At 42.8% G+C, this 25,294-nt stretch carries 20 protein-coding genes and 2 pseudogenes; 9 read left to right on the top strand and 13 right to left on the bottom strand.

The window, feature by feature from the left end; genetic code table 11:
- The first annotated feature begins 694 nt into the window (after positions 1 to 694).
- From A1019T_RS03995 to A1019T_RS03980, 4 genes are all read left to right on the top strand, one after another.
- Positions 695 to 2,161, top strand: coding sequence for a cytochrome c (locus A1019T_RS03995; RefSeq protein WP_077450532.1), 1,467 nt, complete (start codon positions 695 to 697; stop codon positions 2,159 to 2,161).
- 227 nt (positions 2,162 to 2,388) lie between these two features.
- Positions 2,389 to 3,987: a flavin monoamine oxidase family protein gene (locus A1019T_RS03990; protein ID WP_077450531.1), complete on the top strand. Its 1,599-nt coding sequence runs from the start codon at positions 2,389 to 2,391 to the stop codon at positions 3,985 to 3,987.
- A gap of 45 nt (positions 3,988 to 4,032) precedes the next feature.
- The gene (locus A1019T_RS03985) at positions 4,033 to 4,680 is read left to right on the top strand and encodes a c-type cytochrome (RefSeq protein WP_077450530.1); all 648 of its coding nucleotides are present in this window, start codon (positions 4,033 to 4,035) and stop codon (positions 4,678 to 4,680) included.
- Positions 4,681 to 4,992: 312 nt separating this feature from the next.
- Positions 4,993 to 5,562, top strand: a complete 570-nt coding sequence (locus tag A1019T_RS03980; RefSeq protein WP_077450529.1) for a hypothetical protein — start codon at positions 4,993 to 4,995, stop codon at positions 5,560 to 5,562.
- A 2-nt stretch (positions 5,563 to 5,564) separates the two neighbouring features.
- Here the strand turns inward: A1019T_RS03980 and A1019T_RS03975 are convergent, their stop codons facing one another.
- Positions 5,565 to 7,148 carry a YifB family Mg chelatase-like AAA ATPase gene (locus tag A1019T_RS03975; protein ID WP_077450528.1) on the bottom strand — a complete coding sequence of 528 codons (1,584 nt, stop codon included), beginning with the start codon at positions 7,146 to 7,148 and terminating at the stop codon, positions 5,565 to 5,567.
- 274 nt (positions 7,149 to 7,422) lie between these two features.
- Here A1019T_RS03975 and A1019T_RS03970 point away from each other — a divergent pair, with 274 nt between their 5' ends.
- The gene (locus tag A1019T_RS03970) at positions 7,423 to 8,337 is read left to right on the top strand and encodes a DMT family transporter (protein WP_077450527.1); all 915 of its coding nucleotides are present in this window, start codon (positions 7,423 to 7,425) and stop codon (positions 8,335 to 8,337) included.
- Positions 8,338 to 8,511: 174 nt separating this feature from the next.
- Entirely contained in the window at positions 8,512 to 10,080 is a 1,569-nt protein-coding gene (gene hemN / locus A1019T_RS03965; protein ID WP_077450526.1) for an oxygen-independent coproporphyrinogen III oxidase, read from the top strand.
- A gap of 146 nt (positions 10,081 to 10,226) precedes the next feature.
- Here hemN and A1019T_RS03960 read toward each other — a convergent pair whose 3' ends face one another.
- From A1019T_RS03960 to A1019T_RS03935, 6 genes are all read right to left on the bottom strand, one after another.
- Positions 10,227 to 11,624, bottom strand: a complete 1,398-nt coding sequence (locus tag A1019T_RS03960) for an esterase-like activity of phytase family protein (RefSeq protein WP_244156529.1) — start codon at positions 11,622 to 11,624, stop codon at positions 10,227 to 10,229.
- A 268-nt stretch (positions 11,625 to 11,892) separates the two neighbouring features.
- The gene (locus tag A1019T_RS03955) at positions 11,893 to 12,753 is read right to left on the bottom strand and encodes an SPFH domain-containing protein (protein ID WP_077450525.1); all 861 of its coding nucleotides are present in this window, start codon (positions 12,751 to 12,753) and stop codon (positions 11,893 to 11,895) included.
- Positions 12,754 to 12,867: 114 nt separating this feature from the next.
- A complete protein-coding gene (locus A1019T_RS03950) occupies positions 12,868 to 13,344 on the bottom strand; it encodes an NfeD family protein (protein WP_077450524.1) in 477 nt (158 codons plus the stop codon).
- 178 nt (positions 13,345 to 13,522) lie between these two features.
- Positions 13,523 to 14,071 (bottom strand): porin family protein, encoded by a 549-nt coding sequence (locus A1019T_RS03945; protein WP_077450523.1) that lies wholly within the window; start codon positions 14,069 to 14,071, stop codon positions 13,523 to 13,525.
- A gap of 331 nt (positions 14,072 to 14,402) precedes the next feature.
- Complete coding sequence (locus tag A1019T_RS03940; RefSeq protein WP_077450522.1) at positions 14,403 to 14,942, bottom strand: porin family protein; 540 nt, start codon at positions 14,940 to 14,942, stop codon at positions 14,403 to 14,405.
- 309 nt (positions 14,943 to 15,251) lie between these two features.
- Positions 15,252 to 15,812, bottom strand: a complete 561-nt coding sequence (locus A1019T_RS03935; protein WP_077450521.1) for a porin family protein — start codon at positions 15,810 to 15,812, stop codon at positions 15,252 to 15,254.
- A 367-nt stretch (positions 15,813 to 16,179) separates the two neighbouring features.
- Here A1019T_RS03935 and A1019T_RS03930 point away from each other — a divergent pair, with 367 nt between their 5' ends.
- A complete protein-coding gene (locus A1019T_RS03930) occupies positions 16,180 to 17,400 on the top strand; it encodes an 8-amino-7-oxononanoate synthase (protein WP_077450520.1) in 1,221 nt (406 codons plus the stop codon).
- Between the two features lie 118 nt (positions 17,401 to 17,518).
- On the opposite strand, the gene dnaK is transcribed toward A1019T_RS03930, so the two are convergent.
- A complete protein-coding gene (dnaK, locus tag A1019T_RS03925; protein WP_077450519.1) occupies positions 17,519 to 19,450 on the bottom strand; it encodes a molecular chaperone DnaK in 1,932 nt (643 codons plus the stop codon).
- 236 nt (positions 19,451 to 19,686) lie between these two features.
- Positions 19,687 to 20,313 (bottom strand): nucleotide exchange factor GrpE, encoded by a 627-nt coding sequence (grpE, locus tag A1019T_RS03920; protein ID WP_077450518.1) that lies wholly within the window; start codon positions 20,311 to 20,313, stop codon positions 19,687 to 19,689.
- A 394-nt stretch (positions 20,314 to 20,707) separates the two neighbouring features.
- On the opposite strand from grpE, the gene A1019T_RS03915 reads away from it, so the two are divergent.
- On the top strand, positions 20,708 to 21,904 hold the full coding sequence (locus A1019T_RS03915; RefSeq protein WP_077450517.1) for an efflux RND transporter periplasmic adaptor subunit: 1,197 nt from the start codon (positions 20,708 to 20,710) through the stop codon (positions 21,902 to 21,904).
- Positions 21,905 to 21,960: 56 nt separating this feature from the next.
- On the top strand, positions 21,961 to 22,434 hold the full coding sequence (locus tag A1019T_RS03910; protein ID WP_077450516.1) for a hypothetical protein: 474 nt from the start codon (positions 21,961 to 21,963) through the stop codon (positions 22,432 to 22,434).
- Positions 22,435 to 22,549: 115 nt separating this feature from the next.
- On the opposite strand, the gene A1019T_RS03905 is transcribed toward A1019T_RS03910, so the two are convergent.
- The 4 genes and pseudogenes from A1019T_RS03905 to A1019T_RS03890 form a co-directional block, all read right to left on the bottom strand.
- On the bottom strand, positions 22,550 to 23,494 hold the full coding sequence (locus A1019T_RS03905) for a TIGR01777 family oxidoreductase (protein ID WP_077450515.1): 945 nt from the start codon (positions 23,492 to 23,494) through the stop codon (positions 22,550 to 22,552).
- 104 nt (positions 23,495 to 23,598) lie between these two features.
- Positions 23,599 to 24,273, bottom strand: coding sequence for an L-threonylcarbamoyladenylate synthase (locus A1019T_RS03900; RefSeq protein WP_077450514.1), 675 nt, complete (start codon positions 24,271 to 24,273; stop codon positions 23,599 to 23,601).
- 87 nt (positions 24,274 to 24,360) lie between these two features.
- A pseudogene (locus A1019T_RS03895) lies at positions 24,361 to 25,131 on the bottom strand (DNA-processing protein DprA); the annotation flags it as partial.
- 18 nt (positions 25,132 to 25,149) lie between these two features.
- A pseudogene (locus A1019T_RS03890) lies at positions 25,150 to 25,287 on the bottom strand (zinc ribbon domain-containing protein); the annotation flags it as partial.
- Positions 25,288 to 25,294: the final 7 nt, after the last annotated feature.

The following is a 25,294-nucleotide window of genomic DNA, read 5'->3' as shown; positions in this document are numbered from 1 at the left end:
TTTTGCCTTAAACGGCCTTCTAAAAACGATTATTATTAGCAAACTCTAACTGCGGTTTGTGTAGGGCGTCTCGAGTAAATTCGTTTATGAATTGTTAATCCGCTGTAGTTAAGTTTTACATTGCAGATAAACTTGAGTAAGGTTACAGATAACAAAGTACCGGACATTTTTTGATAAAAAGATTTTAAACGTCTAAAGATATTCAACCCTTACCTTAGACGCCTTTAATTATAGGGAATACCTTATTGTATAGCCCACCCATTGTTCGGTTTGTTTTTAATTATCTGTGCTCAATCAGCAACATTTAACCAAATTTAACCAAATTCTTTAGATAAAGATCTTTTAAGTGAAAAATTGAGTGTGCTAGTTAGGTTAATCCATAACATTAACAATCCGTTTAACTTACTAGCAAGATTACTATTTCGATTCAAATTTTGATTGAATCCTACATCAGCTGTTACAGCCCAAAATAAAGTGGCTTAGATTTATTAATCACTATCTGATAATAGGTCTACAGGGAATTTAGAGATTTAAGGGATTAAAGAGTCGCTGTCCTACTTCACCTGCGTCTCCCTAGTATTATTCCTGCCTCTTTATTTTTATCCCTAATCGCTTACTTAGCTATTTATTGTGCTGTATTGTTGTTTTATCCAACCATTACGCCAGCGTATTCTGCTAGCCAAATGAGGAAGTTATGAAGCCTATATCTGCTTTATCATCATTATATAAATCGGCCCTCCAAGGCCCAGTGGCCCTATCATTCGCCAGTACAGCACTGACGGCCTCTTTATTGGGCTTATCTTTAAGCTCAGCCAGTGCGGCTCCTGTCGCCATGCCCACTCATAGCGATGCCAATAGTGAACTGGTAAATCGTGGGGCGTATGTTGCCAGACAAGCAGACTGCATGGGGTGTCATAAAGAGGATTACTCAGGGGGCATCGCTGTAGAGGCCCCCATGGGCACCATTTATGGTACCAACATTACTCCCTCGGTACGCTATGGTATCGGTAAATATACTGAACAAGATTTTAAAAATGCTTTGACCAAAGGTAAAGCGCCAAACCATAGGCTTTATCCTGCTATGCCCTACCCCGACTATAAGGGCATGACGGATGAAGATATCTCTGCCTTGTTTGCCTATTTTCAAACTGTACCTGCCATTGACGAGCCGCCGGCTTATAAAACCGACCTACCGTTCCCCTTCAATATCCGTGCCTTAATGCTAGGCTGGAACTTGGTCAATATGCCCGACTGGAAAGCCCGTGAAGGCTTAGATGAAACCCAGAAGCATGGACAATATTTGGTCGACAACCTAGCTCACTGTGGTACCTGTCATACTCCGCGTAATGCGACCATGGGTTATGACATGAAAAACTACTTATCAGGGGCCATGTTGGGCACTTGGCATGCTCCCAACATTACCCCTGATAAAGCCAGCGGTATTGGTAGCTGGAGCGAAGAAGAGATTGTAACTTATCTCCGCGAGGGCGGTGTGCATCAAAAAGCTTTAGCGGCTGGGCCCATGAGCGAAGTGGTCATGAACAGTACTCGCTACTTAAATGATAAAGATTTAAAGGCCATCGCCAGCTACCTAAAAGCCGTGCCAGTCGTCACAACAGCCGACACCGTACAGCCAGTGAATGTGGCCGCTTTACCTAAAAAGCATAGCGATGACATCGCCATCAACTTACTGGATCAGATGGATGTCCTCAAAGAGGCCAAAGCCAAAGCTTCTTCTAATTCCGAATCCTTATACCTTGCTGAATGTGCAAGCTGTCATGGTATCAACGGTTATGGCCAGCCTGATGCAGGTTATGCCTCAATTGTGGGCTTAACCAGCTTAAGACGCGACAACCCAGCCCCCGTTATTAGTGTGGTGGCCAATGGTATTCATCAAGTCGTGAACACCCGCCCGCAAATGCCTGGTTTTAAAGATGACTTAACCGTTGAGGAAATGGCAGAGATCGTTAACTATGTTCGTACAACTTTTGGCGGTTTAACTGAAAGTAAGGTGACCGCAGACGATGTGGCCAATCAGGTAAAGGCAGGGCCCCAAGCCCCTTTTATCGTTAAGAATGCAGGGTGGTTAGCTGCCTTAGGTATTATTGCAGGCCTAGTGGTATTAGCTCTATTAATTCGTTGGTTCATTCGCCGTCGTTAAACAAACACTGTGATTGTCAACCTAGGTGACTATTAATCTAGGAGGCGATCAACAAGTAATCTAGGTGGTGATCAACAAGGCGCATTTTTAGCCATATAACAAATTAATGATAGGCAACCTAAAGCGCCGTTGAACAGACATGACACTAATAAAAAACTTACTATAAGTCGCTTGGTAGACCCTTTATGCAGGGGACACCAAGCGAATAAAGTAACAAGGATAAGATGATGATTGATAACCTTAAATCACCGACACGCCGGCAGCTACTAGCCATGATTGGTAAGACCGCTGGTGGCGCGGCTATGTACCAAGCGATGACCACATTAGGCTTCGCTTCAGAATCCTCTTTCAATGGCCAGATGGAACTGACAGGCGCACCAGCTGGGGTAAGTATTATCGTCTTAGGGGCCGGTCTAGCTGGACTGGCTGCCGCTTATGAATTGAGAAAAGCGGGCTATAAAGTCACGGTTTTAGAATATCAAAACCGAGGCGGTGGTCGCAGTATTCATCTTAAAGGTGGTGATAAGTTTACTGAGCTTGGTGGAGGAGTCGTGACCTGTGACTTCGAAGAAGGCAATTACTTTAACCCAGGCCCTTGGCGTATTCCTAGCCACCACTATGCTGTGCTTCATTACTGCAAAAAATTTGGCGTGGCATTAGAGCCTTTCATCCAGACCAACAACCGAGCTTATCTACACCGTACCAATCATTTCGGCGGGGTCCCACAACGTCTAGGCGATGTGCAGCACGATATCCGTGGTCATGTGTCTGAACTGCTTTCCAAAGCGGTTAATACCGGGGGCTTAGACAAAGAAGTAACTCGTGAAGACAAAGAGATGCTCCTTGAGAACCTAAAAGGCTGGGGTGCGCTTAGCAACGACTATACTTATAAGCGCAGTCTCACTACCAGTAAGTATCGGGGTTACTCAGTGTATCCTGGCGGCGGACTTATGCCCAATGAGCAGGCCTCTACCCCTCTGCCTCTAGATGACCTATTAAAATCTGGGGTGTGGCAGGATATCTATGCACAGCACACCACGTATAGTCATAGCCCGACTATGTTCCAGCCTGTGGGCGGTATGGGTAAAATTGGCGATGCTTTCACTCGTGAATGCCAGGACTTAATTAGGCTAAATGCGAAAGTAACCGAGATTCGTCAAGATGATAGTGGCGTTACCGTCTCCTATGTGGACAGTAATAACGAATCAGGCTCCACTCAGACAGCTCGTGCTGATTACTGTATTTGTACCATTCCGTTGTCGGTATTGACCCAAATCCCAATAAACGTCTCTAAGCCAATGGCTGACGCTATGGCGGCGGTTCCTTATGAAACCTCTTTTAAAGTGGGTCTAGAATTTAAACGCCGCTTCTGGGAAGAAGATGAATGGATTTATGGTGGGGTAACTTATACCGATATGCCAATCCAACAGATCTCTTACCCCTCACAAGATATGTTTAAGCAAGGTAGCGGGGTACTTTTAGGTGGCTATGGCTATGGGCCAACCTCTTATAAGTTCAACACCCTTACCCCAGAAGAGCGTATCGAAGTAGCTTTGGCTTACGGTAAACACATTCATCCTCAGTATCTAAAAGAGTTCCGCTCTGGTACTTCAATGGTATGGCACCGTATGCCTTGGACTTTAGGGTGTTATGGAGTATGGACCCAAGAAACTCGAGATCAGCACTATAAGACATTGTGTAGCATTGATAATCGTATCGTTCTGGCGGGTGAGCATTGCTCACACATTCCTGCTTGGCAGGAGGGCTCAATTTTGTCTGGCTTGGATTCAGCAAAACGCCTACACCAGCATGCACTATCTGTATAACACGAAACGATTGTCTGACATGGCATAAAGCATAAAGAGGCTAATATGAAATATTTTAAAGCTCCCTCCTTGACCCCGCTGAGCATGGTAATTATTGGGTCAACTTTAGGGCTACTGACTGGGTGCTCATCTCAATCTGAGGATACGGTAACGTTGGCGCAGACTTCTGATACCTTCACAGGAGCACCAGCACAGCAAGAAGTCGACCCCTATGCCAGCCGAAATGGTGGTGCTTGGGGTGGCGTCTATATGACCGAATCTGAACTTACAGAAACTAATCGACATATTGTCGATATTGATGCAGTGCCAGCATTTGATCAAGACCCAAGTTTAGACAAGTGGAATGAGAAGTTCGGCTACGAGAACGCTTACGTTTCTACCGATGGTAAAAAGCTATATCACGACTCTTGCGCAGGCTGTCATATGCATGAAGGGGAAGGCGCTTATGGCGCAGGCTATTACCCCCCTCTAGCCGACAACAGCAAAATGCAGTCTAAATACTATATTATTGACATCTTAATCAATGGTTTACGTGGTATGCCCTCGTTTAGACATATGATGAATGATGAGCAGATTGCTGCAGTTACTGAGTATGTGGTGAAGGATCTGAACGGCTTTGATGAAGAAGTGACAGCAGAGGATGTGGCACAGCTACGCCCAATTACGCCGCCTGGTGTGGACCCAGCCTTATAAGCTTCTGCTAGTAAGTTTTTTAATATTTTTACTAAGTAATTGAACTACTTGGTATTCTATCAGCTGATTTCCATGATACGTTATTGATTTGACTTTACTTGCTTGCTTTTAACCCAGTTAAGAGCAAGCTTTTTTTATTTAAAATTAGGGTCAGTTGCAGCGATTCAATTCTGCAGTATAAAAAATTTACAGCAACCCTTCCTTTTATTTTTATAATTAAAGAGAATCAGAACGACACCTCCTCGCGTCTAAGGTAAGTTAATAATCCTCAATGGTTTAACTTTTAATACGCTGATAATAGGCTGAGTTTTAATGAAAAGTAGAATTTATAATGGCTTGAAATTAAGTGCCGGCTTAACTGCGGTCTTTATGGTTATGGGCTGTCAAACTACATCAGTCACTGAAAATACAAAATCGGTGACTGGATCCAATACAAACGCTGTAGAACAAACAATTATTGATAAAGATGAGACTAACCCCGTGCCCGCTGCTGCTTCCTCCTCTTTATTGATTTATTATTTTACCCCCACACTTTTGATGCAGCGTATATATCCTGTAGTTACAGGCCGCTATGTGGTGCAAGACAACTGTTTGAGATTTGAGCAGGTTCATAATAATAAAACCCGTCTTCTGACCCCGTTGTTTGATCCTACTTACAAGGTCTCTTTGCTACAAGATGAGCAAGCTCTTAGCTTAGATGGCACACGGGTAAAATTCGGAGAGACCATAAAGACCGGCGGTTCAGTAAAAGAAGAGTATCTGTTTTATCACCTACAGTTTGATAATCCAGAAAGTGGGGTATCTGAGTCTGTGCGTAACCCAGAAGACCATGCTTGTCTTACAGAGCCGGGCATCTTTATGAGAAGCAAACTTATCGATTGACTCTAGCCACCTCGATAACTGAGCGCCTCACTTAGATGAGGTGTTTTTATATCCACACTGTTTGCCAAATCAGCAATGGTGCGCGCCACTCGTAATAGCCGGTGGTAGCCTCGAGCAGATAAATTAAGCTTAATTTGTGCCATAGCTAGTAACTGCTTTTCATTGTCTCCTAGCATAATGTGCTCATCTAGCTCACTGGGGCTTAATTCGCAGTTGGGCTTACCTTGTCTGACTTGTTGACTTTGATAAGCTTTGGTTACTCGTGCTCGTACTGCCTTGGAGCACTCTCCCGGCTGATTATTTTGAAGGTCACTAATTGGCAAAGCGGGAACAGTAACCTGTAAATCTATTCGATCCAGTAAAGGTCCAGAGATTCTATCTTGATAACGCTGAATTTGCTCGGGTCGACAATGGCAACGATTGGAGGGGTCCCTATGATAACCACAAGGGCAAGGATTCATCGCAGCCACCAATTGAAAGTTAGCGGGGAATGTGGCCTGTTGATTGGCAGGGCTGATGGTAATTTGCTTTGACTCTAAGGGCTGGCGTAGCACCTCCAATACCTTACGATCAAACTCCGGCATCTCGTCCAGAAACAACACTCCTTTATTGGCCAACGTAATCTCACCAGGTTTGGGGCGCGAACCGCCGCCTACTAATGCCACCGCAGAAATCGTGTGGTGAATTTCTCTGAAAGGTCTGCTGCCATACTGATACTCGGTATTGGCAACCGAATAAGTACTGGCCACCTCTAAAGCCTCTTCATCATTTAAGTCAGGTAATATGGTTGATAGCCGGGCAGCCATCAAAGTTTTGCCTGAGCCTGGTGGGCCGGTAAATAATAAGGAATGACCGCCTGCCGCGGCTATCTCCAACGCCCGCCTGGCATGATGCTGACCTTTGACATCGGCTAAGTCCACTTTATAACTGGCATTTAAAACGGGTAACTTTGACACCACCGCTGTCAGTATTCCTTGGGGCATCTCAGCCAAATTTGTCGCTTTGCTCTGGGTACTTACTCTGTTTTCCACCTGCAAATGCTCACAAACCTCGATGAGGTTGTTAGCAGCATATACCTCTATCCCTTTGACTCGGCTGGACTCTACGCCATTGCCTGCTGGTACCATAAGTTTACGGGTTTTATAGACAGTCTTAGAGGAATTATTGTCCTGTTTTTGATGCTCATTGCTATCCGCTTTTATGGCTCTGGCTACCGCAAGCCCGCCTGCGATGCAGCGTAGGTCACCATTTAATGCCAACTCTCCGATAAACTCATAATCTTCCAACCATTGCGGTTCTATCTGACCGCTGGCCGCCAAGATGCCCATTGCAATAGGCAGGTCTAAACGAGCCCCTTCTTTGGGCAAGTCAGCAGGAGCCAAATTAATCGTTAACCGCCTATTGGGAAATTGAAAATTTGAATTAATTAAAGCAGAGCGAACTCTATCTTTGCTCTCTCGAACCGCCGCCTCAGGTAACCCCACGATGGTCAAAGCGGGAAGCCCCTGTGATAAATGAACTTCTACCATAACTTTGGGAGCATGCAGACCGACCACTGATCGGGTATGTACTTGAGCAAAAGACATCATCAACCTTATTATGAATTTTATTTATTATAATTAATTCATTGATAATAAATTATTTATTCATAGTTAGCAAAGGTAACTGCTAATTTAATCTACATCTAGATGCCCAAATAAACGTAGGTTCTGAATAAGCTTTCAGCCCCCGCCATGTTGAATGTTGTTAGGACAATAACAAAACAATCAGAGTAATAATGCTAAACTTGGTACTCTTCTCAAAGTAAAGATAAGGGTTTAACTAAACCATGGTAAACCCAAAATAAAAAGGAAGGCATGAGTGAATAAACAGACGGTGGTCGCTTTAACTTGCCTGATAGCTGGCGGAGCGTTATTGGGGGTTTCTACCAATATAGCAAAATATGCCGGCACAGTAGGATTGACCCCTTTGGCTTTTGTATTTTGGTCCATTACAGGGGCAGCGCTGCTACTATTGGTAATGGCCACCTTTCGGCGCCAACTGCCGCCTATCACTAAGTCCAGTATCGAATACTATTTAGTTGCCGCTTTGGTCAGCGTGGCCGGCTCCAACCTAATCTTTTTTTCGGCCATTCCTCAAGTCGGGGCCAGCTTTGTGGCTTTGGTGATGACCCTTCCCCCCTTATTAACTTATGTTGGGGCTCTACTGCTAAAAATGGAACGCTTTGATTCAATACGGGCTTTGGGAGTGCTGTCTGCATTGGCAGGAGCTGGAGTATTAGCGGGCAATAAACTGACCGCTCCTGATGCCAGTGTGTTTTGGGTTTTGATTGCCCTTTGTGGGCCAGTGTTGTTGGCGATAGGCAATCTTTATCGCACTTTACGTTGGCCTACCGGCGCCTCACCAAGCGCTTTAGCCCCCGGTATGCTAGTCGCGGCTTCCCTGCAATTGGGAGCGCTTAGTTTATTGCCTAACTTCTCACTCGCCCTACCCGGTGTAGATTCCTTTAATTTTTCGGTATCGATAGCCCTCATTGGGGTGCAGGCCTTTATTTTTGCTGCTCAGTTCCAACTGTTGTTTGTGCTACAAAAGGCAGGCGGACCGGTGCTACTTAGTTTGCTAGGCTCAACGGCGGCTGTCTTTGCCGTGCCTATTGCCATATTTTTGCAAGCGGAAGCTCCCCCACAAGGGCTAGCTTTGGGGGCTTTACTAATCGCTATTGGGGTGGGATTGGTTACTTGGGGCGGCATAAGAAAGCCGGCCAATGACCAATAAAGAACCGACCAAATCAAGATTAAAACCCTATCAGGCTCAATGGCCTTACTATCCTTTCGGGTTATAGTAAAACCAGTCGTTTCAGGTTATTTTTCTATAATTTGTTATAATTAACTCACTATATAATTTTATCTCATCGCTTCTATTTATCGGCTCTCCGATAAGGCCAATCTTATGACTAATTCTGCCATTTTTACAGACCAAGCCCATCTTCCTCCTTCTACTGAGCGTCCATATTTCTCTCCTGCCAATCCTTACGCCAAAAAACAGTTTGATGCAGCGACCTCTGATATGCCGCAGTTAGAATACGATGAGGCTTTGGTTCATAAATACAATCGTTCAGGACCACGTTACACTTCGTACCCTACCGCTCTTGAGTTTAAACCGATTGAAGCTGGGGCTGAATTAGACATTTTGACCCGTCGTGATCCCAACACCCCGCTATCGCTCTACTTCCATATCCCTTTTTGTCGCCATCTTTGCTATTACTGTGCCTGTAATAAGATCATCACTAAGAAGAACAGTGATGCCGGCGACTATCTAGAGTACCTAAAAGCGGAAGTAAAACAAAAAAGAGCCCTATTGGAGCGTCCGGCTTCTGGCGGTAAACCCTACGTGAAACAATTACATTTAGGCGGTGGTACCCCAACTTTCTTTAGTGATGAAGAGCTTACTGAGCTTTGGGAGTTTTTGCAGACTCAATTTGAATTTGCCCCAACTTCACAAGACAAGACCACTGATGAGCACCCAGAAGTCGGAGACTATTCAGTTGAAATCGATCCTAGAGAAATCCGAGATACTACTTTAACTGTTCTACGTAACTTAGGCTTTAACCGAGTGAGTTTTGGGGTACAAGATTTAGATCATAAAGTACAAATTGCCGTTAACCGAGTGCAGTCTGAAGAATTGATCCGCGGTGTGATGCAAGAGACGCGTCGATTGGGCTTTAAATCTACCAATATTGATTTAATTTATGGTCTTCCTCATCAAACCCCACAAACGTTTGCTAAGACCGTAGAGACTATTATTGATATCTCACCCGATAGATTGTCCATCTTTAACTATGCCCACTTGCCCAATCGCTTTAAGTCGCAGCGCCAGATTAAGGAAGAGGACTTACCGACACCTGCTGAGAAGCTTGAGATGTTCAGCGATACCATCACCGCTTTAAATGAAGCCGGCTACCAATATATTGGCATTGACCACTTTGCCAAGCCTGATGACAGCATGGCCGTGGCTCAACGTGACGGCATCTTACATCGTAACTTCCAAGGCTATACCATCTTAGGTGACTGTGATTTATTAGGCTTTGGCGTGTCTTCTATCAGCCAAATTAACAGCACGCTTTATGCCAATAAGGGCAACTCTGCCACTCATATTCTACAAAACCATACCGATCTTAAAGAGTATGAAATCCTGGTAGATGCCGGCAAGCTACCTGCGGTGCGACACATTAAAACTAACATTGAAGACCGTCTGCGTGGCTATATCATTTCAAACTTACTGTGCCATGATTACATAGATTTTAAAGACTTAAATCAAAAGTTTGGTATTGATGCCATTACTTATTTTATCGATGAAATTCAGCAGCTTGGCGAGATGCAGCAAGACAGATTGGTAGATATGGATGCTGCTGGTATTCGTATCTTACCTAAAGGACGTTTGCTTGCCCGCAACGTAGCCATGGTTTTTGATACTTATTTGGCCAGTAAAGAAAAAGGCCGTTTTTCTAAAGTGATTTAACGCTTTAAACCTTATTAACTCAAAAAACCGACTCTGCTTAAAGTAGAGTCGGTTTCTTTGTGGGAATAGAGAAAGTTATTGAAAGGAGACCAACTCTTCTTCGCTGTTCTTTTAGTCATGGCCAGATAAAAGAGCTATCTACTTGTCTAAACCTTGGGCTGAACCACATAAAGTCGATTGCCATCTATTATGGTTTTTTGCGCATCCAAATACTTATGCTCCACCCCTTTATCAGAATCATTCATCGCGAAATCATCATCGTTCAATAACCCAATAGAGCCATCTTGACGTAACCAAATTCCTTCAAGTTTATCATGTGGGTATTCAATGGCTTGCAGAATGTCGACGGCCAAAGTTTTTTGGACCGGATGAATGCCTAACTCCTCTAAGGTATCCCAGTGACGCTCGTCTTGTGCGATCCACTGCTCCAACGTCTGCTCATCAATTAATAAACCTAACTCACTATCATAACGGAGTCGCTGGTCATCTGAGTGCTCTAATAAAGCCTCAATATTATTGATATCTGTGGCTTGCGATATATCAAGTTTGTAGATAAATTTCTTGGCGGTCGGTTGCTGTAAAGGAAATTCACGGTCATGCTCTGCGACATAGAATTCATGCTCACTTAACGCAGCAATAGCAGAGTTAACATGCTCTTTTTCGTCCAAACGACACAGGTATTGTTTAATTACCCCATTTTTCAAATTAATCATTACCATCCGCGTCAAAGTTGATAATCGACCTGACTTATCTGGATTGTCCATAGAGGATTCTAATATACCCACCAAGGTGCTTTGATCTGGAGTAATGGTTAAGGATTCCATACCACGGTTAGCACGTCTTTTAGCAAACTCTTGCGGTAATAATAATCGCTGACCATTAATAATGAGGCTATTACGACTGTCTTCAGCAAAAGGATTAATCCGTCCAATCTCTACCCCTTGAGCATCATAATGAACCAAGTGCGGGCCATACTCATCACTAATCCAAAAACTGCCATCATCTAGGGCAGCCAATCCTTCAGGGTCTAAACCATTAAGATCGGTCTTCACCGGATTGGTTTCGGGATCATAAGGCTGGTTAGGATTCACCGTCATCGGTTCTCCTGAGACATCATATGGAATCTCGTTAGTACCGCCAAAGGCCTTTGGATTGGGCAAACCACTGACGGGCACCCCATTTTTGTCTTTTAAAACAATCTCTTTAACCTTGCGAATCTGACCGTCTGCCTCGACCTCAAAAAGCCCTATTTTGGGGCTGTAATTGGGAACCAAAAACTGCTTTCCCTCCCCCAAGCTGCCTTTAAAGTCTGAGTTTGGGCCTCGATCGGTTAGGGCATAAAACTGATTGGGATTACTCGGGTGAGCAGCCGCATCGGAACCAAAACCACCGCCGCGAATTTGTAACTTAGTCTCGGGATAAGCAGCATTTTGGTATTGTTCATTTAGGATGTCATAAGGCAAAGCGCTGCCTTGAACAATGGGGTTTAATGGCGAATTTACTTGGTCTTTATTTTCCATATTATTATCAACACGATTTTGCATAGTGGTTCCTACTACTATTTATTATAATTTGCGGTTTATTCATTCTGTCTGTGAAGCTGTCTAACTTGCTCTGTACAGTTTTATTGATACCTCTATTTTGGGTCAAATCACGGCTTAAAAAAATAGCCCCTTAGTAACCAACCTTATTAATAAGGAGCACTAAGAGGCTATAAGTAACTAAAAGGTTAAGTTAGTAAAGTTTTTGCTAGGTTATAACCCAAGCTCAAGCTAAGAGCACAAGAAAGAGAAACCAGTTAAAGAGGATAAATTAAGGCTTAAGTTTACTGCCCATTAATCCTTTTACCGTTCCTAAAATATCTGCAGGTAACACCACCGTCTTGGCATTGTCAGACTCTGCCAACTCTTGCATCGCTTTAATATATTGCTCACCCAGCAAGTAAACCACCGGCATCTCCTCCTCTCCCATGGCTTGAGTAATCAAGCGAATAGACTCTTCAGAGCCTTTTGCTAACACAACTTGGGCCTCAGCATCACGGCGAGAGGCCTCTAAACGGCCGTCAGCTTCTAAGATAGCTGCCTGCTTTTGACCATCAGCACGGGTCACGGTTGCACGGCGCTGACGTTCGGCAGCCGCTTGCTCTTCCATCGCAGTTTGCATAGTGTCTGAAGGATTAATATCTTGAATTTCAACGGTTTTTAAGGTGATTCCCCAGTCTGCAATGTCTTCTGAAATGGCCTGCTTAAGTAACGCTTTAATATGGTCACGGCTCGATAAAGCACTATCTAAATCCATTTCACCGATGATCGATCGTAATGAAGTCTGCACCAAGTTACGAATACCATGCTCATAATCTTCAATACCATAGACGGCTTTTTCAGGCTGCACGATACTGATATAGGCCACAGCGTTGGCAATAATCACCACGTTATCGCGGGTGATGACTTCTTGGGAAGGAATATCCAACACGATGTCTTTGGTAGTTAGTTTATAAGCCACATCATCCACATAGGGAATAATGAGATTCAGACCAGGCTCTAAGGTCTGATGGTATTTCCCTAAACGCTGCACAATCCATTTATAACCTTGAGGGACTATTCGCACCCCTTTAAATACGGTGAACACTACCAGCGCCACCATCACTAGCATGACTATACTAAAACTTCCCATTTTATTACTCCCTATTTTCATTACCCCTACTTTATCTTGTTAATACTATTGGGGGCAATTTACTTAAAATTTTTGTTTATAGTTTTGGTTGTTATGGCTTATCTACAGTTTCAGTTATCTATAATTAATGTGGGCCATAGTCTGGGCGGGCACAACGATTAACTCATTGCCAATCACATCTACCACCACCACTCTCTGCCCTACCTCAAGCACTTCACCTCGGGTGCGACACTTCCATTCCGTAGCGCCAACAATGGGCACACTAAAGCGTACAGTACCCACTCTGTCGAGTGTTGGTGCAACGGTTATCATTCCTTTTTCACCTATGATGACACTGCCGCCTAATCCCGCTTTAGTACGATCAACAGATAAAGGCTGCACGAATTTAAACCATATAACTGCCATAGCTATGGAAAGTATCAACCACATTATGATTTGAAAGAATTGGGATAAGGGAAATAACCAGCTCAATAACGCAATAATCACTGCTGCGATACCGAACCATAGGGTCGCAAAGGTGGTTAAAAACATCTCTGAAATAATCAGTAGCCCTCCAAGGACTAGCCAATGCCACGGCTCAAATACAAACATAATCTCATCCTTAATTATTTTTTATCGTTATTTATCTTAGCACTTTTAAGCCATATAAGTAGAGATATAACCCTGCCAAGGCCGGCATTACCTTTTATACACACAAAAAAAACGACCGCCGAAGCGGTCGTTTTCTTAAGGCTATCTTAGTTGGACTAAGACTTTCACTTAGGTTCAATTAGAACTTAAAGTTAGCACCTAAAGTGATACCATTAGCATCTTTCTTGTCATTACCCACTTTAACTTCTGGATACCAGTCATAAGCCAGTTCTACTGCAGCGTTAGGAGCAAGGTTTAAACCTAAACCTAGACCACCTGCTACTGAAGTTTTAGATGAGCTATCGTCAAAGCCGTTAACATATTTTCTTTCAAAATCAACTTTGTTCTTAGCCACACCTAAACGACCTTTGGCATACATTTGTGATCCTGGGAACGTGTAGTCATAAGTACCGTATAGGCCATATACGTCAGCATTATACTCAGTTAAGTTAGTATAATCTTCATCACTAGTGGTCATGTACTCAGCTTCCATACCGAAGTTTGGAGTGAATTTAGCACCACCATAGATACCGTATGAAGTAGCATCATCTTTAGCACCATCTAAGTCATACTGACCGATTTTAGCACCGATATAGGGCTGTGCAGCGTTATATACAGCCGCTTGTGCGCCTGCAGTCATTAATGAACCAGCAGCTAAAGCAAGTAGAGTTTTTTGTAATGTTTTCATTGTTGTTCTCCTAGTAATATAAGTAAGGTCAAAGGAGTGGTGGGTTAAGAAACCCTTAAACCCTCCATTGCTATCCATGTATTAATAGTAACAAAATATTTCAAGCTATGTGTAGTAATATCATAGCCAACTTGTTACTTTTTGAAACATTATATTTCCATTGGAAACAAATACTTAGAGTTTTTATAAAAGCTGATCGAAAATAAAATCTATGGTCTAAAAATAGATTGGATGAGACCTGATTACTAAAAAATCAACTAAAAAACGACCGCCAAGGCGATCGTTTTTATAATTACATTGAGACTTTTATTTTTAAATTCTATTTAATAAATTAGAATTTAAAGTTGGCACCTAAGGTGATACCTGAAGCGTCTAAGTCACCTTTATCCGCTACATTGTCTACAGTTGGATACCAATCATAGGCCAGCTCTACTGCTGCATTAGATGCAAGGTTATAACCTAGACCTAAACCACCAGCAATACCAGTATCAGATCTGCTGCCACTACGATCAACATCTACTTTGTTTTTTGACACACCTAAGCGGCCTTTAGCATACATGTCTGAGCCTGGGAAGGTATAGTCATAAGTACCATATAAACCATATACGTCCGCAGAATATTCTCTATTTGAGCTAAAATCTGCATCACTAGTAGTCATGTATTCAGCTTCAATACCGAAGTTTGGTGTGAACTTAGCACCACCATAAACACCATAAGAAGTGGCATCGTCTGCACTATCAAGATCATATTGACCAATTTTAGCACCGATATATGGTTGTGCAGTCATACCATAGTTTACAGCAGCTTGAGCACCAACCGTCATCATTGAGCCAGCAGCTAGAGCAAGTAGAGTTTTTTGTAATGTTTTCATTGTTGTTCTCCTATTGATTTTAAAGTAATAACAAAAGAAAAAATATGGGTGTAAACCTCTTCTTCGTTATCCATGTTCTAATAGTAACAAAATATTTCATTTAATATGTGGGTGTTTGATAGGTCGCTTGTTACTTTATGCAATGAATTATTATTAATAGAAACAACCGATTAGGCTTTACGGTCTTTGAGCAATTGAGTTAATAGGATAGGTTAGCTTTGGTTTAATTTGGGCATAAAAAAACGACCGCCGTAGCGATCGTTTTTATAGTCTTATCAGAGGTTTACTCTAATTTTAACTTAAGCAATATTAGAACTTAAGATGAGCACCTAGCGTTACACCTGAAGCATCTAAATCTTCACCAACGTTATTTTCAATTGAAGGATACCAGTTATACATGGCTTCAATTGAAGCATTTGGTGCTACGTTAAAACCTAGACCTAGACCACCAGCAACACCGGTTTCAGAGCCTGATGTTTCTCTACCAGTCACTTTACCTTTTACATCAACTTCGTTTTTAGCCACACCTAAACGACCTTTACCGTATAGACCGCCAGTGTTAGGGAAAGCATAGTCAGCGGTTGCATACAGACCATAGGTATCTGCAGAATACTCTTGTACGTCATTTAAGTCTTCATCACTAGTGGTTAGGTATTCAGCTTCAACACCGAAGTTAGGAGTGAATTTAGCACCACCGTACACACCGTATGAAGTACCTTTATCTTTAGCGCCATCAAGATCATATTGACCTACTTTAGCACCAATGTAAGGTTGTGCTGCCATGTTGCCATAGTTAACAGCCGCTTGTGCGCCTGCAGTCATTAATGAACCAGCAGCTAAAGCAAGTAGAGTTTTTTGTAATGTTTTCATTGTTGTTCTCCTATTGGATGGGTAACGATGCAAGCTTATTAATAAGAATATAAATAGAAACAGGGTTGTTGCCTAATTTTCTTAAATCATCTTGCTTGTTATCGATGTATCCATAATAACCAAGGTTGCTTTAATACTCTGTCGGTGTTTAATAGGTCGGAAGTTATTTTTTACCCTTGTTTTTTATGCATATAGTTACAAACGCCTATTTTTGAAAACATTTGTTACATGTGGCTTTTTCTGCAATAAAAGCGATATATTACTAACTTTGATTGGCTCTCTTTACCCTTATATCAGGAAGATTTTGGCTGTATTTACAGTAAAAACAGCTTTTTTTATTAAATTAAGGCTTCAAGGATAGATGTTTATGACCGAACCCACCCGTTTAAATGTTGCTCAACAACTAGACACCCTAAAATCAAAAGAGCAATATCGACAACTGCCGTCAGTTACCCATCAGGATCAATGGATTATCTGCAATGAACGGCGCTTACTTAATATCTCTAGTAATGATTATTTGGGACTGGGCAATGAGACCCAGCTGCAATCGCAGTTTTTGAGCTACTTACAGCAGATGCCCGACTCGGTATTGCCCAAAATGGGATCCACCTCTTCGCGATTATTGACCGGCAACCACAGCCAGCTGCCCTTATTAGAAGCAGAATTACTGGATTGGTATCACCTTGCTTTACCTGAAAAGCAGCGTTCAACGTGTAATAAAGCTGTGTTGGTAGTGAACAGTGGCTATCATGCCAATATTGGTATTTTGCCGGCACTGGCCAAGTTGCCTGTTAAAACCCTAATTTTGACCGACACTTTAATTCATGCCAGCCTTATAGATGGGGTGCGTCTTATCGGCAGTAAGCACACGCATTGTAGGTATCAACGCTATCGACATAATGAGATGGAGCACTTGACTGCTTTAATTGAGCAGGCCAGCGATGAAATTGAACGCATTATTGTGGTCACTGAAAGTGTCTTTAGTATGGATGGGGATCGCGCTGACCTACAGGCTTTGGTGAAACTTAAAGCGAGTGATCCTCGTATTGAACTCTATGTCGATGAGGCTCATGCCGTTGGGGTACTGGGACATAATGGACTGGGACTTGCTGAGGAAACTCAAACTCTTGAGGATATAGACTATATAGTGGGTACCTTTGGCAAAGCGTTCGCCTCCATGGGGGCTTATGTAATTTGTGATGCCTCCATTCGAGAGTGGTTAATCAATCAAATGCGCTCTTTTATTTTCAGTACTGCCCTACCGCCAATTACTCATTGCTGGACTCGCTTTGTGTTAGCCAAGATGCCGTCACTATCTAATTTACGTACTCATTTGGCAGAGGTATCGCTTAGGGTGTCTCAGGCTATCAACACAGATTCAGAGGTGAGCTATCAGTCGCCTATTATTCCTTATATCTTAGGCGATAATGCCAGTGCGGTACAAAAAGCTCAGGCATTACAACAAGCCGGCTTCTACGCCTTACCCATTCGACCACCTACTGTGCCGGTAGGTACGGCACGGATTCGACTGGTGATGAATGCTAAGCTTAGCACAGAGGACTGTGACCGTCTTATTGAGCAATTATAAGATTTTCCCCTTTTAGCTTATTTTCACTTTTGAAGCCATAAAAAAAAGACCGTGCTCTTGAGCACGGTCTTTTCGGCAATAACTAAACTATAAACCGTTTAATTATTATAGTTACTTATTATTTCTTGTCGTCTTCATTCACTTCTGTGAACTCAGCGTCAACCACATCATCGTCGGCAGCGTTTTCAGCTTGTGCGCCTTCTGCTTGAGTTGGATCTACACCTTCAGCACCTTGACCAGCTGCGTAAATCTTCTGGCTAATTGGTAAGAATGCGTTATCTAGTGCTTCAAGCTTGGCTTTGATGTCATCATGGTCATCTTCTTTAGCTGCTAACTCTAAGTCGCTAATGGCCGTTTCAACTGAAGTTTTTTCTTCTTCAGTCACTTTGTCTTCAGCATCTTTTAGAGCTTTTTGGATAGCGTGGATACGACCATCTGCTTCGTTACGTACTTGAGCTAGAGCTGCGAATTTCTCGTCTTCTGCAGCGTTTGCTTCAGCGTCACGTACCATTTGCTCGATTTCTTCATCCGACAGACCAGAGTCCGCTTTAATCTGGATGCTTTGCTCTTTACCAGTACCTTTGTCTTTCGCTGAGATATTCATGATACCGTCAGCGTTGATGTCAAAGGTTACTTCAATTTGCGGCATACCACGTGGTGCTGGTGGAATTTCAGTTAAGTTAAACTCGCCCAATAGTTTGTTTTGGGCAGCTACTTTACGCTCACCTTGGAATACTTTAATGGTTACTGCAGGCTGGTTGTCTTCAGCCGTTGAGAACACTTGTGATTTCTTAGTAGGAATCATGGTGTTTTTCTCAATAATACCGGTCATAACACCGCCCATGGTTTCGATACCTAGGGTTAGTGGGGTTACGTCAAGTAGTAGTACGTCAGTTTTGTCACCTGACAATACCGCACCTTGAATCGCTGCACCAACAGCTACTGCTTCATCAGGGTTCACATCTTTACGTGGCTCTTTACCGAAGAACTCTTCCACAGTTTTTTGTACCAGTGGCATACGAGTCTGACCACCTACCAAGATAACGTCATCGATGTCGCTGGCTTTTAGACCTGCGTCTTCTAGAGCTACTTTACAAGGATCGATAGTGCGTTTTACTAAGTCTTCAGTCAGTGCTTCTAACTTAGAGCGGCTGATAGTTACCACTAAGTGCTTAGGACCTGTTGCATCAGCTGTGATGTAAGGTAAGTTCACTTCAGTGCTTTGAGCACTTGATAACTCAATCTTAGCTTTTTCAGCAGCTTCTTTTAGACGCTGCATCGCTAATGGATCACCTTTTAGGTTGAAGTCTTGCTCTTTTTTGAACTCTTCAACTAAGAAGTCGATTAACGCTAAGTCAAAGTCTTCACCACCAAGGAATGTGTCACCGTTGGTAGATAGAACTTCGAATTGCTGCTCGCCATCAACGTCGGCAATTTCAATGATTGATACGTCAAAAGTACCACCACCTAAGTCATAGACAGCAACAGTACTATCGCCTTTTTTCTTATCCATACCGTAAGCCAATGCAGCAGCGGTTGGTTCGTTAATAATACGCTTAACGTTTAGACCAGCGATTTTACCTGCGTCTTTAGTAGCTTGGCGCTGAGAGTCGTTGAAGTAAGCTGGTACGGTTACTACCGCGTCTGTTACTTTTTCACCTAAGTAGTCTTCTGCTGTTTTCTTCATTTTTTGTAGGATTTCAGCAGAAATCTGTGGTGGCGCCATTTTTTTGTCATTTACTTCTACCCAAGCATCACCGTTGTCTGCTTTAACGATTTTGTAAGGCACCATACCGATGTCTTTTTGTACTACTTTATCATCAAAGCGGCGACCGATAAGACGCTTAATAGCATATAAAGTGTTGTTTGGGTTGGTTACTGCCTGACGTTTTGCAGACTGACCTACTAGAATTTCGCCATCTTTATAAGCGATAATTGAAGGCGTTGTACGTGTACCTTCAGCGTTTTCGATGACTTTAACTTTGTCACCTTCCATCACTGCCACACAAGAGTTGGTTGTACCTAAATCAATACCAATTGTCTTAGCCATAATACAAAACTCCAAATCATTTATTGTTTGTGTTTATTTCAATGTTAGCATTTGGCTTACTGTCTATTATTAAAGGTTTCACTAAGTAAGCCTTGCTTCTTGTCTCTATATATCGGTTTAGTGCTACTATTTTTCAAGCCAAAATCAAGCAAAATTAATAACTTTTTGTCTTTTTTTGTGTCTTTGGCTCGATTAATACCGCGTTTCACTAAAATTTCAGACCGACTAACCAGAGGTTACTGACCTACTTTTACCATGGCTGGACGCAGTAAACGGCCATTCAAGGTATACCCTTTTTGTAGCACTTCACCCACGGTATCCGCTGCAACGTTAGGATCGATACCTACCGCTTCGTGTAATTCAGGGTTGAAAGCTTCTTGCTGCGGATCAACCACTTCAACGCCATGCTTATTTAGCACCGTTAAGAATGATTTGTGGGTTAGTTTTACTCCCTCTAAGATAGCATCATCGGCATCATCGTCTGCTTGCACACTAACAATAGCGCGCTCTAAGTTATCTACCACTTCTAAAAGCTCTTTAGCAAACTTTTGAAGCGCAAATTTACGGCTCTTTTCAGTTTCTTGTTCCATGCGTTTTTGGGCATTATAAGCATCCGCATTGGCACGGGCCTGACCTTCTTTGGCCGCTTTAACCTCACCTTCTAGTTGAGCAATGCGCTCTTCGTAAACACCGACATCAATATTATTAGCAATGGTTTCATCGCCATTCACTTCTGGATTAAACTCATTCATAGTTTGTTCTAAAACAGTCTCTGAACGGTCAATATTGTCATGAGCCACATTTGAACTCTCAGCATCACGCTCAAGATCTGGGGCTGCCTTATTCTCTTCATTATTACTCATGGTATCTCCTTGGTAGCTTAAGTAGCTTGACATAAAGCCCTATATTTCGAGTTATAAAAGCTTTATTTCAGCTGTGAATTTTATAAATTATTAAACTGCTTATCTAAGTTAGATTATAGGGGTTAACTAAGTGACTTATAGGTAAGCCGTTATTTTGTATTTTTTAAGGAACTTTTTTATATTCTTAGTGGTTGATAAAGGTTATAGGGATAAATTTCAAGCCCTAAGCACAAACTTAAAACAATCCACTAACAACTTTATGGGGTTGATGCCTTAAAATGCACTATATACTTGCTTTTTTATCATTATTTTTTATTACTTTTACTCGCTTCGTAGCCCAGTAGCTATTTTAGACCTCGATCACTAATCTCTCGACCACTATAGGACCTCAGTCATGTCATCGCCTTTGATTCATAACGCCAATAATAAATCTTTGTCTTCTAACCGTTATTTAAAAGCAATGATTTTTGCTATGGCAACGACCTTGGCCGTAGTCGGATGTGACTCAAACTCTGCCTCTAATCCTGAGGCACTGGTCCAAGTATTTGAAAATGAGGTAAAAGTTGATAACTCACTGGTACAAACCAGTACGCCTGAGCGTTATCAGCCTAGCTATAATTTAGAGGGGGCTTTAATTCCTTTTAATAACGTCGACGTGACAACTTCCTATCCTGTGTTATCTGCCTCTATTGAAGTCAAAGAAGGCGATAAAGTCGAACAAGGTCAGGTTTTAGCCAAAATCGAAAGTGAGATTAGTGAAAGCAAGCTGCCTTTTATTAGCAACAAGTTTTTAGAAGTTTATGTTGATGGGGTGCAAATTAATGGTACCAAAAATGCTCCTTCCTCGACATCCAATGCCCCTTCTAAACAAGAAGAGAAGCTAGTGCCGGTAACTTTGGTTTTAAAATCACCCATTAGTGGCAGCATTACCAAAGTCTCTATGGCCAATGAAACTAATGAAGATCGCTCTGTAAAAAAAGATGCCGAAGACAGTAATGGCAACAATAAGAATGAAGAGGCACGCAAGCTCGACTCAGAGGAAGGCCACTCGTCCTCTCCAGTGATTACCGTGGCCAACCCACAAAAGCTACAGCTTATAGGTAAGCTGCCGCTATCGACTCAGTCCCAGCTTTCCGTTGGTAAACCCGTTTATTTTACCGTTCATGAGTTACAAAAAGAGTTTACCGGTCAAATCAGTAATATTTCCCCAGACCCTAAATCGGATACTTTGCTGGTCTATGCGCCCCTAGTGGCAGGAGAGAACAGTAAGGCCTTATTAAAACCAGGAATGCAAGCGTCAATGAGTATTGAATATGGTCAAATTGAGCTTGGGGTTCGTTTGCCTAGAAGTGCCATTCATGAAGCCAACGTTGAAGAATTGACCAAAAAAAGACCCCGTCCAAATAGCCCTATCAAAGGCTATGTCTGGGTTGTAGATCAGGCACAAAAGCTAGTGTATACGCCTATAGAAGTAGTGCAATATTTTGCCGATTCAGATCAGTTCTTGGTCAGTGGTATTAGTAATGAAAGCATAGTATGCCTAGCAGACTTGCCTAAAGACTCAGACGGTAAAATCCTTTCAGTACATTAATAGTATATGGGTACATCATTGTGGAGGACGTTATTGATCAAGGACTGGAGCGCTGAATGAAGAATCATTGGTTATTTTGGGGGTTTTGGGTATTAGTGAGTGCCTTAGCCAGCTTTACTTGGGGCAGTTTGCTAGTGAAGCCGATTCCGTCAGCTTTTGCTGGTATGCTGCTGGGTATTGCAATATTTATTCTGATATATGGCTCGCTCGATGCTTACTTACTTAAGCGGGGCTACGCCGAATTGCACAATGCCCTACGTCGTAGTGTGTTCATTAAAGCCGGTATGCAGTTCTTGCATATATTTTTGATATTTGGGTGGCCAATTGCACCTGAGCTGTGGGCAGGTATTATTTCAGTAGGCATCACCGATGATCGTCTAGGCATCAGTCAGAATCACTATCCTTTCTTCTTTGCCTTACTTAATACTATTTTTACTGGGGCGATTTTATCACTATTAGTAGCCGCGCTTACTGCGGTTATTTTTGCTGTTCGTGTCGAGCTAAGAAAAAACAACTTAACTCGTTACTAACTGATCGCTTTCCTAACCTAAACGCCAATTTAAGTAAAAATTGTCACTTATGTTTCACGTGGAACGAAAAACCATATCCATGGATTGTTCCACGTGAAACTTTAAATATTCTTACCTAGATTTGCTGATGTAACGCTTGCTGTATGGTCTGATGCTTAAACTCAAAGCCTAAATCCAATAAAGCAGTCGGCAAGACTTTTTGTCCGTCAATAAGCAAGGTTGCCATCTCCCCAAACATTAGTTTTAATAGCCACTCGGGTAAAGTCATCAGGGTTGGTCTATTTAACCAATCACCTAGCTGCTTAGTAAACTGTCTATTAGAAACTGGCGTTGTAGAGGTGAAATTATATATTTTCATATTGTCCACCGCCTTAGGAGTTTGGTTTAATTGCTCATCAATAACGAGAATGGCTGCGCGTACCCAATCTTGTAAGCTGATCCAGCTCATTATTTGCTGGCCACTGCCCAATTGACCTCCCACACCCATTTTAAAAGGAGTCAACAACTTGGCTATCATTCCCCCTTTAGGATGGATCACAATACCAGTACGCACTAAGGCAACAGGGACGCCAAACTGCGTAGCAAGACTGGCTTGCTCCTCCCAACTGTCACAAATCTGATGGGCAAAATCATCGACAAAACCACTGGTTTCATCCAACACCTTATCCCCTTGAGCCCCATACCACCCTACCGCTGAGCCACTTAATAACAGCTTAGGTTTATTTGCAATGCGCTCAATATAGTCTAATAAAGCCTGGGTGGGTTTTAGCCGACTTTGCATGAGTAACTGTTTACGCTCATCACTCCAACGCTTGTCCGCTATCCCTGCTCCCGCTAGATTGATAATCACATCAAAAGTGGCTTCGGTGGTTTTTAGCTGCTCATAGCTCATTAAGCTTACTGAGTCAGGATGTGCTTGATTGATGTCTCGAGTCAGCCAAGTTATATTGGCACTAGTGTTTTGAGTACTTGAGTGGTTTGAAGTGTTTCGGTCACCTTGTAAATATTGGCTTAAGGCCTGACCAATGAAGCCGGAACCGCCACTAATTAAAATATTCATATCTCATCCTTGTGTTATCAAATAAACGGCAATGGAATTCTGTGACAGTGGTAAAGTTCTGGCGCTGTTTAATTCAAGCTGGGCGGGAAAATTAACCGCTAAAATCAGCGAATCACTTGTCCGCTTAACGCATCACTGATTTGACTCGGTAAAATATACCCCAAGGTTTCCCCTGGTAGATAAGCTATATCTTGTCCAAAGTAAGCATACGCCTGCTCAAAACTCTTGGCCGGCGTCTCTCCGGAGGGGTTACAACTGGTTGAGACAATAAGCCCATAAGGATTGGTGCTACTCACCATTTGCTCGCACAGCTGAGCGATTAACGGATGAGCAATAACCCGAATAGCAATCGAGTCATGTTTGCCGGTAATCCAATAAGGGACTTTGGCTTGAAGCTGATTATCGGGCTTACTTTGATCCTTAAATTGCGCTTCTTTTAGTGGTAACAACCAAGTGTGTGCTTGTCTACTATTGACGCCAACTTCATTACTCGCCTGCTGCGACCAACTGGCTATGATTTGCTGCTGACGCTGTTGTGGTAACTGTTGTAATAACGGCTGAATGCGCTCAATACTATCAGTTACTACTATCATCCCCTTCTCGCTTGGCCTGTTTTTTATGGCCAATACCTGCTCAACGGCACTTTGGTTGTAAGCATCACAGCCAATACCCCAAACGCTTTCGGTAGGATAAGCCAGAAGCTGACCTTGCTTTAACCAGTTTGCAGCTTGCTCAGGACTTGTGGTAATAGCGCCATTTGGCTCGATATTAGAATTCATAATTTAGAACTTCGTTGACACAATAGACGGTTTATAAACGGTCTATTTAAAAAGATTAATAAAAAAAATCAAAACAGGAAAGAACATTTAAAGACGCTGATAACGACCGCCCACTTCACAAATAGCACCGCCTAACTCAAGCTCCATCAGCTGACTTAATAAGGTGGCGGTATCTAATTTAGTTTTGGCAATTAATGCATCTAAATCCTGCAACTCAAATTGAATATGGACCCACAAAGGCTGTAGGTGTTCAGAAATAGTAACAGACTTCTGCGGTTTTAGAATAGGATTCTCGTTATTATTAGGTGTAGTGGTGCTATCGGAGAAAGAAGAGTTAGGACTTGAGTGCTTGTTATAACCGCTTGAATCATGTTTGGCCTCTGATATCGCTACAGGGGCAAGCAACTGATGGCATAAATCACTCATGATTTGATCGGGATGATAGACCAAGGTCGCGCCTTCACGAATCAAATGATGGCAACCTTGAGCATTGATATTATCGATGTCACTAGGCAGCACAAAAACCTGTTTGCCTTGCTCTGAGGTTAGCCGTGCGGTAATTAATGACCCACTCTGTAATGCCGCTTCGGTCACAACGGTACCCAAACAGAGCCCAGCCACAACTCTATTGCGCCTAGGAAAAGTATGCTTGTGGGGCGGCGTTCCAGGAAAAAGCTCACTGATAATACACCCACCCTCTCTAATCATCCGCTCAAATAAGGCCTGATGCTGTTTGGGATAGCACACATCAATACCGGTGCCCATCACGCCCACACTACGCCCTGCATATTCAGCAGGCTGAGACAACGCCCCCAAATGTGCTTGAGCATCCACGCCCTGAGCCAAACCACTACAAATATTGACCTCCTCCCCTCGCTAAACCGAGGGGATTCCTACAGCTAGACGGTCAAGCCCGACCGCAAGGATGTTCTTAGCAGCATTGATATCTCTATCATGCCATGTGCCACACTCAGCACAAGCCCATCCTCTTATTCGCAAGCCTGCTCTACCCTCAAGCTAC

Origin of the sequence: Psychrobacter piechaudii (genome assembly GCF_900162825.1) — a bacterium.
GTDB lineage: Bacteria > Pseudomonadota > Gammaproteobacteria > Pseudomonadales > Moraxellaceae > Psychrobacter > Psychrobacter piechaudii.
This window is presented reverse-complemented; position numbering and strand designations above follow the sequence as displayed.

Bases quoted from the DNA above. Each gene is read 5' to 3' on its own strand.
- A1019T_RS03950 (WP_077450524.1), bottom strand. From the start codon at position 13,344: ATGTTTGTATTTGAGCCGTGGCATTGGCTAGTCCTTGGAGGGCTACTG.
- A1019T_RS03910 (WP_077450516.1), top strand. From the start codon at position 21,961: ATGAAGAATCATTGGTTATTTTGGGGGTTTTGGGTATTAGTGAGTGCC.
- A1019T_RS03900 (WP_077450514.1), bottom strand. From the start codon at position 24,273: ATGAATTCTAATATCGAGCCAAATGGCGCTATTACCACAAGTCCTGAG.
- A1019T_RS03905 (WP_077450515.1), bottom strand. From the start codon at position 23,494: ATGAATATTTTAATTAGTGGCGGTTCCGGCTTCATTGGTCAGGCCTTA.
- A1019T_RS03980 (WP_077450529.1), top strand. From the start codon at position 4,993: ATGAAAAGTAGAATTTATAATGGCTTGAAATTAAGTGCCGGCTTAACT.
- A1019T_RS03945 (WP_077450523.1), bottom strand. From the start codon at position 14,071: ATGAAAACATTACAAAAAACTCTACTTGCTTTAGCTGCTGGTTCATTA.
- A1019T_RS03985 (WP_077450530.1), top strand. From the start codon at position 4,033: ATGAAATATTTTAAAGCTCCCTCCTTGACCCCGCTGAGCATGGTAATT.
- A1019T_RS03940 (WP_077450522.1), bottom strand. From the start codon at position 14,942: ATGAAAACATTACAAAAAACTCTACTTGCTCTAGCTGCTGGCTCAATG.
- A1019T_RS03990 (WP_077450531.1), top strand. From the start codon at position 2,389: ATGATTGATAACCTTAAATCACCGACACGCCGGCAGCTACTAGCCATG.
- A1019T_RS03915 (WP_077450517.1), top strand. From the start codon at position 20,708: ATGTCATCGCCTTTGATTCATAACGCCAATAATAAATCTTTGTCTTCT.
- A1019T_RS03955 (WP_077450525.1), bottom strand. From the start codon at position 12,753: ATGGGAAGTTTTAGTATAGTCATGCTAGTGATGGTGGCGCTGGTAGTG.
- grpE (WP_077450518.1), bottom strand. From the start codon at position 20,313: ATGAGTAATAATGAAGAGAATAAGGCAGCCCCAGATCTTGAGCGTGAT.
- hemN (WP_077450526.1), top strand. From the start codon at position 8,512: ATGACTAATTCTGCCATTTTTACAGACCAAGCCCATCTTCCTCCTTCT.
- A1019T_RS03930 (WP_077450520.1), top strand. From the start codon at position 16,180: ATGACCGAACCCACCCGTTTAAATGTTGCTCAACAACTAGACACCCTA.
- A1019T_RS03960 (WP_244156529.1), bottom strand. From the start codon at position 11,624: ATGCAAAATCGTGTTGATAATAATATGGAAAATAAAGACCAAGTAAAT.
- dnaK (WP_077450519.1), bottom strand. From the start codon at position 19,450: ATGGCTAAGACAATTGGTATTGATTTAGGTACAACCAACTCTTGTGTG.
- A1019T_RS03935 (WP_077450521.1), bottom strand. From the start codon at position 15,812: ATGAAAACATTACAAAAAACTCTACTTGCTTTAGCTGCTGGTTCATTA.
- A1019T_RS03995 (WP_077450532.1), top strand. From the start codon at position 695: ATGAAGCCTATATCTGCTTTATCATCATTATATAAATCGGCCCTCCAA.
- A1019T_RS03975 (WP_077450528.1), bottom strand. From the start codon at position 7,148: ATGTCTTTTGCTCAAGTACATACCCGATCAGTGGTCGGTCTGCATGCT.